General features: G+C 74.1%; 5 protein-coding genes and 1 pseudogene. 4 read left to right on the top strand and 2 right to left on the bottom strand.

Annotation, left to right across the window (positions count from 1 at the left end; all coding sequences use genetic code 11):
- On the top strand, window positions 1-644 hold a 644-nt coding region (locus tag CCN42_RS37340), incomplete at its 5' end, for a PH domain-containing protein (RefSeq protein ID WP_158102188.1).
- Between the two features lie 405 nt (window positions 645-1,049).
- On the opposite strand, the gene CCN42_RS37335 is transcribed toward CCN42_RS37340, so the two are convergent.
- On the bottom strand, window positions 1,050-2,438 hold the full coding sequence (locus tag CCN42_RS37335; protein WP_086741722.1) for a hypothetical protein: 1,389 nt from the start codon (window positions 2,436-2,438) through the stop codon (window positions 1,050-1,052).
- Between the two features lie 135 nt (window positions 2,439-2,573).
- Window positions 2,574-3,689: an alpha/beta hydrolase gene (locus CCN42_RS37330; RefSeq protein ID WP_086741721.1), complete on the bottom strand. Its 1,116-nt coding sequence runs from the start codon at window positions 3,687-3,689 to the stop codon at window positions 2,574-2,576.
- A gap of 197 nt (window positions 3,690-3,886) precedes the next feature.
- On the opposite strand from CCN42_RS37330, the pseudogene CCN42_RS37325 reads away from it, so the two are divergent.
- The 3 genes and pseudogenes from CCN42_RS37325 to CCN42_RS37315 form a co-directional block, all read left to right on the top strand.
- Window positions 3,887-5,695, top strand: a pseudogene (locus tag CCN42_RS37325) (phosphatidylglycerol lysyltransferase domain-containing protein); the annotation flags it as partial.
- 240 nt (window positions 5,696-5,935) lie between these two features.
- Window positions 5,936-6,931: a dihydropteroate synthase gene (gene folP, locus CCN42_RS37320; RefSeq protein ID WP_245877640.1), complete on the top strand. Its 996-nt coding sequence runs from the start codon at window positions 5,936-5,938 to the stop codon at window positions 6,929-6,931.
- Window positions 6,928-7,431, top strand: a complete 504-nt coding sequence (locus CCN42_RS37315; protein WP_086741720.1) for a nuclear transport factor 2 family protein — start codon at window positions 6,928-6,930, stop codon at window positions 7,429-7,431. The genes folP and CCN42_RS37315 overlap by 4 nt, the downstream gene beginning before the upstream one ends.
- The last annotated feature ends 201 nt before the right edge of the window (window positions 7,432-7,632 follow it).

The following is a 7,632-nucleotide window of genomic DNA, read 5'->3' as shown; positions in this document are numbered from 1 at the left end:
GCGCGGCGGGCGCGAGCAGCGTGGGACGGTTCGTCGCGGAGTACGACTGGACGGTGGCCGAGTCCCCGGACGGGCTGCGGATCGACCGCGGACTGCTCGACCGCGTCCACGAGACGGTGCCGCCGGGGCGGGTGCAGACCGTACGGATCGTGGAACCGCTGCTGTGGCGGCGCCGCGGATGGGTGCGGGTGGAGCTGGACGTGGCCGGGTCGTCGAACTCCGTGCTGCTGCCGGTGGCCCCGCGCGAGGTCGCCGAGTCCGTCGTCGCGCGCGTGCTGCCCGGGGTGACCGTGCCGCCGCGCTCGGCCCTCGCCGGGTCGCCGCGGCGCGCGGGCCGCTGCGCGCCGCTGTGGTGGCGGGGCTACGGCTTCACCGCCACCGACGCCGTCTTCGCCGCCCGCCAGGGCCTGCTGCGGCGCCGGCTCGCTCTCGTCCCGCACGCGAAGGTGCAGAGCGTCCGGCTCACCCAGGGCCCCTGGAAGCGCCTGTGCGGCCTCGCCGACGTCCACGTGGACACGGGAGCCGGCAGGACGGTCACCGCCCGCCTCAGGGACACCGAGGAGGCCGTACGCCTGCTGCGCGCCCAGGCCGAGCGATCCCGCACGGGCCGGAGGGACGCCCGGCCGGACCGGTGGATGGCCTAGCCGCCACGGGGGCTGGGCGGACGCGATCCGGCGGAGCGACCACGGACAGGCGGCCCCGGGCGAGCGGGCCGCTGGCGGACGACCTGCCTCGGGCGGGCGGCACAGGGCGAGCGTCACAAGGTCAGGCGGACCAGGTCAGGCGGCCCCGGGCGGGCACCCTCGAGCGTCCCCAGAGCGGATGGCGCCGATGACCGGCTCCCAGGCACGCGTTCCCCAGGCAAGCGGCCCCGGGCGAACGCCACCCGCCGAGCGTGCCCTGGCGGGCCTCCCACGTCCCTGGGCGCCCTTCCCTTGGAGGCCGGCTCCCTCGGAGGCCGGCGTCGACGCACGGCGCCCCGGTGGAGGGGCCCCGCGGGCGCCCCTCCGGGCCGACGGTGCCGGGTCCGGCGGTGCTCTCCCGGCGGATCAGGAGGCCGCGGTGCGCAGACCCTGGATGTCGATCTGCTCGGTCTCGTCGTGTGCCGTCAGGTCGATGACCTGGCCGACAGCCCGCTCGACGGCGGGGCTCAGCGGCTTGGACTCCGCCGCCGTCTCCCCGGGCCTCGCCTCGCTCTCGGCCTTGTGCAGGTCAAGCGCCTCCTGGCCGACGACGTCGGCGAGGTCCTCGTTCTGCACGGCCTCCAGGGCGGCGGAGTCCGCGCCCTTCTCCTTGGTGCCGAAGAAGTCGAAGCCGCCCTCGACGGCGGGGCGCCGCGCGGGGGCGGGCGGTACGACGGCGACGGCGGTCGGCACCGCGAAGTGCCCGGCGGGCTGCTGCGCGCCGGCGGGCCGGTCCATGGAGGCGGCGGCCGTGTGCTCCTGCCCGACGGCCGCCTCGGGCTTCCCCTGGGCCTCGTCCTCCCGCGTGGCCTCCGCCTCGGCGGGACCCCCGGCCTCGGGCGCGGTGCCCTGCCGCGGCACGGAGGCCTCGGGGACATCGGTGGCGCCGGTCCCGGACGGCCCGCCGGACCTCGGCGCCGCGCCGGACGACACACCGGGCCCGGACGTGACACCGAACGCCGCGCCGGCCGCGCGAGTCACGCCGGAGTCGACGGAGCCGGCACGCACGTCGGCCTCGGACGCACCGTCAGCGTCCGCCGGGGACTCGTCCTCCGGGCTCGTGTCCTTCGCACCCTCCGCCTCAGCAGCCGTACCGGACCTCGTGTCGACGGCCGCTTCCGGGGCCGTCCCGGCGTCGAGGCGGGCCAGTGCCGCCCCGGCGCGCAGGAACAGCCGCGAACCCTCCGGGGAGAAGAGCGCGGGCACGGCCCGCTCGCCCGCGACGGCCCCGGCCGCCTGACCCACCTGCTCCGGCTGCTGCTCGCGCACCGGGCCCGGCGGCAGTGCCCGCGCGGGCGTGGTGGTCTCGATCTCCAGCAGTCGCCGGCCCTCCAGGGCGCTCGCCCGCTCGGTCTCGGCGGTGGCGTAGCGGCGCAGCAGGGCCGCGTGCTCGTTGCGCAGGCCGGCCAGTTCGGCGCGCTTGGCGCGCAGCCGCTGCTCCAGCTTCCGGCGCAGCTCGCGGGACTCGTCGAGGTCGCTCTCCAGTTCGGCGACCCGCTCCTCGAAGCGCCACTCGTCGCTCGCTCGCGCGCGCGTGAGGTCGGCGACGCGCTTGCCCGCCTGGGTGTCCCAGCGCCGCATGACGACCGCGCCGACGACCGCCGTCACCGCGGCGGCGGCGGCCAGCCCACGCAGCGCCATCGGTTCCGTGAACACCCAGGGGCCGAAAGCGCAGACGAGGGAGACGCCCGCGATAGCCGACGGGGGAAGCAGCCTGTGCAAAGGCGGGGAATGACGATGACGTCCACGTGGCATGGCCAGAAACTTACCGCGCGTAGGCGAATCGTGGTGCCCCGGGCCGTAAAAAGGAAGCCGGGCGGAGGGTTCACACCCCATCAGGAACACAAGGCGGAAGGAAAGCGTCCGTCAGCGAATTCGCCAAGATCGTTTTTATGCCTCGGTCAGCCGCCCGCTCAGCCACTCCAGCGCCGCCGGGATCTCCCGCCGCCACGTGTTGAAGTTGTGCCCGCCGCTTTCCAGGATGATCGACGAGATACGCGTCGGGGGTGCCGCTTTCACCCGGTCGATGAACTTCAGCGTGTCCTTGTAGTTGCTCTCCCCGGACTTGCTGCTGGTGACGAGCAGCGAGGTCTCCGGCGCGGGCAGATTCTCCAGGCACCACCACAGATCGGCGCGATCACGCACCGACTCGTCACCCTGGAAGAGATCACCCGTCGTCGCGTCGGTCAGCGCGTTGTAGTAGGGCGACAGGCCCGCGCCGGCGCCGTAGACGTCAGGATGGTGCATCGCGAACTTCAGGGCGCAGTAACCGCCCGTGGAGTCCCCGATGACGCCCCATCGGCCGGGCTTCCCGTCCACCCGGTAGTGGCCCTCGACGGCCGCCGGCAGGTCCTTCGCGAAGAACGTCTCCGCCTGCGGGCCGCCTGGGACGTCCACGCACTCGGTGTCCCGCGGCGGTGCCACGGTCGGCCGCAGCATCACCAGGATCATCGGCTCCATCCGGCCGTCCGCCGCCAGTTCCCGGGCGGTGCGCGGGAAGTTCAGCTTGTCGACCAGCGACCTCGCGGTGCCGGGATAACCGCTGAGCACGACGGCCGCGGGAAAGGTGTGCGTGCGGTAGCGCGGCTGGAAGTACTCCGGCGGCAGGTACACGTACGCGGGGACCGTCAGTCCGGTCGAACGGCCGGCCAGGGCCACCTTCTGCACCCGGCCGTTGGTCTCCGGCCGCAGCCCGGGCGCCCCCGGCACGCGCCCGTTCTCCAGGACCTTCACACCGCCGCCACCGGCGTGGTCGACGACCACGCCCAGGTCGTCCTCCTGCCCGAACAGGTCCGCCCAACTCGCGTAGAAGCCGAACGACTGGTTGGCGGCCAGCCCCACCGACGCGAACAGCGCCACCTGTGTGGCCAGCAGCAGCCCGATCCGGCCGCAGACGGCCCGCCAGCCGCGCCGGGCCAGCCGCGGCCACAGCCACACCGTTCCGGCGAACAGCGCGACGGCCGACCCGACCGCCAGCGCCAGCACCACGTCACTCGTGAGCCCCATGGGTGGTACCCACCCGTCCTTCCCTGACTTGCCCCGGGTTTCCCCGGCCTTTGACCCCGCTTGGGAGAACGGAGTGAACCTCCGCCCCCAAGACACCGTCCTAGAGGGCGCAATGTCGCCGGATGCCCGAATCGGGACCGGATTCAAGCTCTCTCGCAGAACCACGGGATGCGATGTCTGTCAGGGAAGATGGGGAAATGTCGGATGGGGTTCCGGGCGGGCCGAGCCGGGCGCGCCGACTGCTGCGCGGCCCGCGACCGGAGGCCGTACCCGTCCTCGTCGCCAGGGCATGCGCCCTCGTGGGGTTGCTGGACATCGCCGCGGGCGTCTTCCCGCGCTTCCGGTACAGCCGGATGCACGCCCTCGCCGAGGTGCTGCCCGGCGCGCTCGGCCCGTTCGCGGCGGCGCTCGCGCTCAGCGCCGGCGTGCTGTTGCTGCTGCTCGCGCACGGGCTGAAGCGCCGCAAGCGCCGCGCCTGGCGGGCCGCCGTCGCACTGCTGCCGGCCGGTGCGGTCGCCCAGTTCGCCTACCGGCACTCCGTGCTGGGCGTGGTGATCTCGCTCGCCCTGCTCGCGGTGCTGCTGCGCCACCGCGACCAGTTCGCGGCCCTGCCCGACCCGCGCAGCCGGTGGCGTGCCCTCGCCAACTTCGTGCTGATGAGCGCGGGTTCCCTCGCCCTCGGCCTGGTCATCGTCGGCGCCCACCCCGGCCGCATGGTCGGCGACCCCAGCCTGGCAGACCGTCTCACGCACGTCCTGTACGGCCTGTTCGGCTTCGAGGGACCCGTCGGCTACCGCGGCAACACCTCGTGGACGGTCGGTTTCTCCCTGGGCGCCCTGGGCCTGCTCACCGCCGTCACCACGGCCTACCTCGCCCTGCGCCCCGAGCACCCCGCCGCGCGGCTCACCCAGGAGGACGAGGTCCGGCTGCGGGCCCTGCTCGACAAGCACGGCGGGCGCGACTCGCTGGGCCACTTCGCGCTGCGCCGCGACAAGGCCGTCGTCTTCTCGCCCAGCGGCAAGGCCGCGGTCACCTACCGCGTGGTGTCCGGCGTGATGCTCGCCAGCGGCGACCCCATCGGCGACGTCGAGGCCTGGCCCGGCGCCATCGAGCGCTTCATGGACGAGGCCCGCGCCCACTCCTGGACCCCCGCGGTGACGGGCTGCTCCGAGACGGGCGGCGAGGTGTGGACCCGCGAGACCGGCCTGGACGCCCTCGAACTGGGCGACGAGGCGGTGGTGGACGTCCCGGATTTCTCCCTCGCCGGCCGTGCGATGCGCAATGTGCGCCAGATGGTCAAGCGCATCGAGCGCGCCGGTTACGAGACCCGGGTACGACGCGTGCGTGACCTCGACGAAGCCGAACTGGAGCGGATCCGCCGGGCCGCCGACGCCTGGCGCGGCACCGACACCGAACGCGGCTTCTCCATGGCGCTGGGCCGCATCGGCGACCCGGCCGACGGCGACTGCCTGATCGCCACCGCGCACAGGGCCGACGACCAGCCGGGTCCGTACGGCGACCTGAAGGCGATCCTGCACTTCGTGCCCTGGGGCACCGACGGGGTCTCCCTGGATCTGATGCGCCGCGACCGCTCGGCCGACCCCGGCATGAACGAACTGCTGATCGTCGCCGCCCTCCAGGCCGCCCCGAAGCTCGGCATCGCGCGCGTGTCGCTCAACTTCGCGATGTTCCGCTCGGCGCTGGCGCGCGGCGAGAAGATCGGCGCGGGTCCGGTGCTGCGCGCCTGGCGGGGGCTGCTGATCTTCCTGTCCCGCTGGTTCCAGATCGAATCCCTGTACAAGTTCAACGCCAAGTTCCGGCCACGCTGGGAACCGCGCTTCGTCGTCTACCGCGCCTCCGCCGACCTGCCGCGCATCGGCTTCGCGGCGATGCAGGCCGAGGGCTTCCTGGACCCGGCCGAGCTGCTGCCGCGCCCGCTGCGCCGCCGCCGGCCCACACCCCGCCCGTGCGTCCACGCCGTACGGGACCAGGCCGCCCGCTCGGCGGGAGAGGGGGACGTCCGCGCGGCGCGCGGACAGGACACCCGTCCGACCCGTCCGACACGGGCACAGGACGCCCGCACGGCCAAGGAACACGAGGTCCACGCGGCCTGACGCCCGGGCCACCGCGGCACGGCCCCCAGGACAGGCCCGGACGGAAGCCCGCCCCCTCCTCCCCCCGGAGGGCTTCCGTCCGGGCCGCACGGCGTGAAGAGCGGCACGCCCCCGGGGGCCTACGCTGAACGTATGAGCAACCAGAGCGGACGCGGGCACATCACGGGCCTTCCGGATTGGGACCGCTGCGCGGTCATGGGCGTGGTGAACGTGACGCCCGACTCCTTCTCCGACGGCGGCCGCTGGTTCGACACGACCGCCGCGGTCAAGCACGGCCTGGAGATGGTCGCCCAGGGAGCCGACCTCGTCGACGTCGGCGGCGAGTCCACCCGTCCCGGCGCCACCCGGGTCGACGAGGCGGAGGAACTGCGGCGGGTCATCCCCGTCGTCCGCGGACTGGCCTCAGAGGGCGTCGTCGTCTCCGTCGACACCATGCGCGCCTCGGTCGCCGAACAGGCCCTCGCGGCCGGCGCCGCCCTGGTCAACGACGTCAGCGGCGGCCTCGCCGACCCGGCGATGGTCCCGGTCGTGGCCGACGCCGGCGCCCCCTTCGTCGTCATGCACTGGCGCGGTTTCCTGGAGGGCGGCAACGTCCGGGGCGTCTACGCCGATGTCGTCACCGAGGTCGTCGACGAGCTGCACGCGCGCGTGGAGGCCGTCCTCGCGGGCGGCATCACCGCCGACCGGATCGTCGTCGACCCCGGCCTCGGCTTCTCCAAGGACGCCGAGCACGACCTGACCCTGCTCGCCCACCTGGACCGGCTGCGCGGGCTCGGCCATCCGCTGCTCGTCGCCGCCTCCCGCAAGCGGTTCCTCGGGCGGGTGCTCGCCGGACCGGAGGGCGCCCCGCCACCCGCGCGGGAACGTGACGCGGCGACAGCCGCCGTCTCCGCACTCGCGGCGCAGGCCGGCGCGTGGGCGGTGCGTGTGCACGAGGTACGCGCGACGGCGGACGCGGTACGCGTCGCACGCGCCGTGGAAGGGGCGCGTACGGCTGACAGCGCGCCGGGCGCGACCCCCGCGCACCAGGCCTACGGCACCGCACACACGCCCGGCGCCTGCACCCCCGAAGCGCGCCCCGTCGACACCACCTCCACCGGCGCACACACCTCTGAAGGAACCCGGTGAGCGCTCCCCACACCGACGTCGAACAGGTCGAGCTCGCCAACACCGCCTTCTACGAGGCACTCGAGCGCGGCGACTTCGAGACGGTCTCCCGGCTCTGGCTCGCCCCGTCCGACCTGGGCGTCGACGAGACGTACCACGACCCGGCGGACACCGGCGTGATCTCCTGCGTCCACCCCGGCTGGCCGGTGCTCACCGGCCGCGGCGAGGTCCTGCGGTCGTACGCGCTGATCATGGCCAACACCGACTACATCCAGTTCTTCCTCACCGACGTCCATGTCTCCGTCACCGGCGACACCGCCCTCGTGACTTGCACCGAGAACATCCTCAGCGGCGGACCCGCCCCCGACGACGGCGACGAGCTGGGCCCGCTCGTGGGCCAGCTCGTGGTCGCCACCAATGTGTTCCGACGCACGCCCGACGGCTGGAAACTCTGGTCGCACCACGCTTCACCCGTCCTCACCGAAACCGACGACGCCGAGGGCGACGACACCCCCGCCTGAGCGGGTACAGGCACCCCCAGAGGGACCGGAACGCGCCGGAAGAGGGCCCCCGAAGGGACCAAGGAGTGGTTGGAATCACGGACTGCCGGGTAGGGGCGGCTATCAGCCCGTGAGCCGACGGGTTCCCCAGGGGAAACGCACGACGAACCCTCCTGGCCCCGGCCGGGCCACGGGGGCGTGGGCCCGGCCGGGGCCAGGAGG

It is taken from the genome of Streptomyces glaucescens, assembly GCF_002154375.1.
GTDB classification, from domain to species: Bacteria; Actinomycetota; Actinomycetes; order Streptomycetales; family Streptomycetaceae; genus Streptomyces; species Streptomyces glaucescens.
Note: the sequence above shows the minus strand (reverse complement) of the source record. Positions and strands in the feature narration are given on the sequence as shown.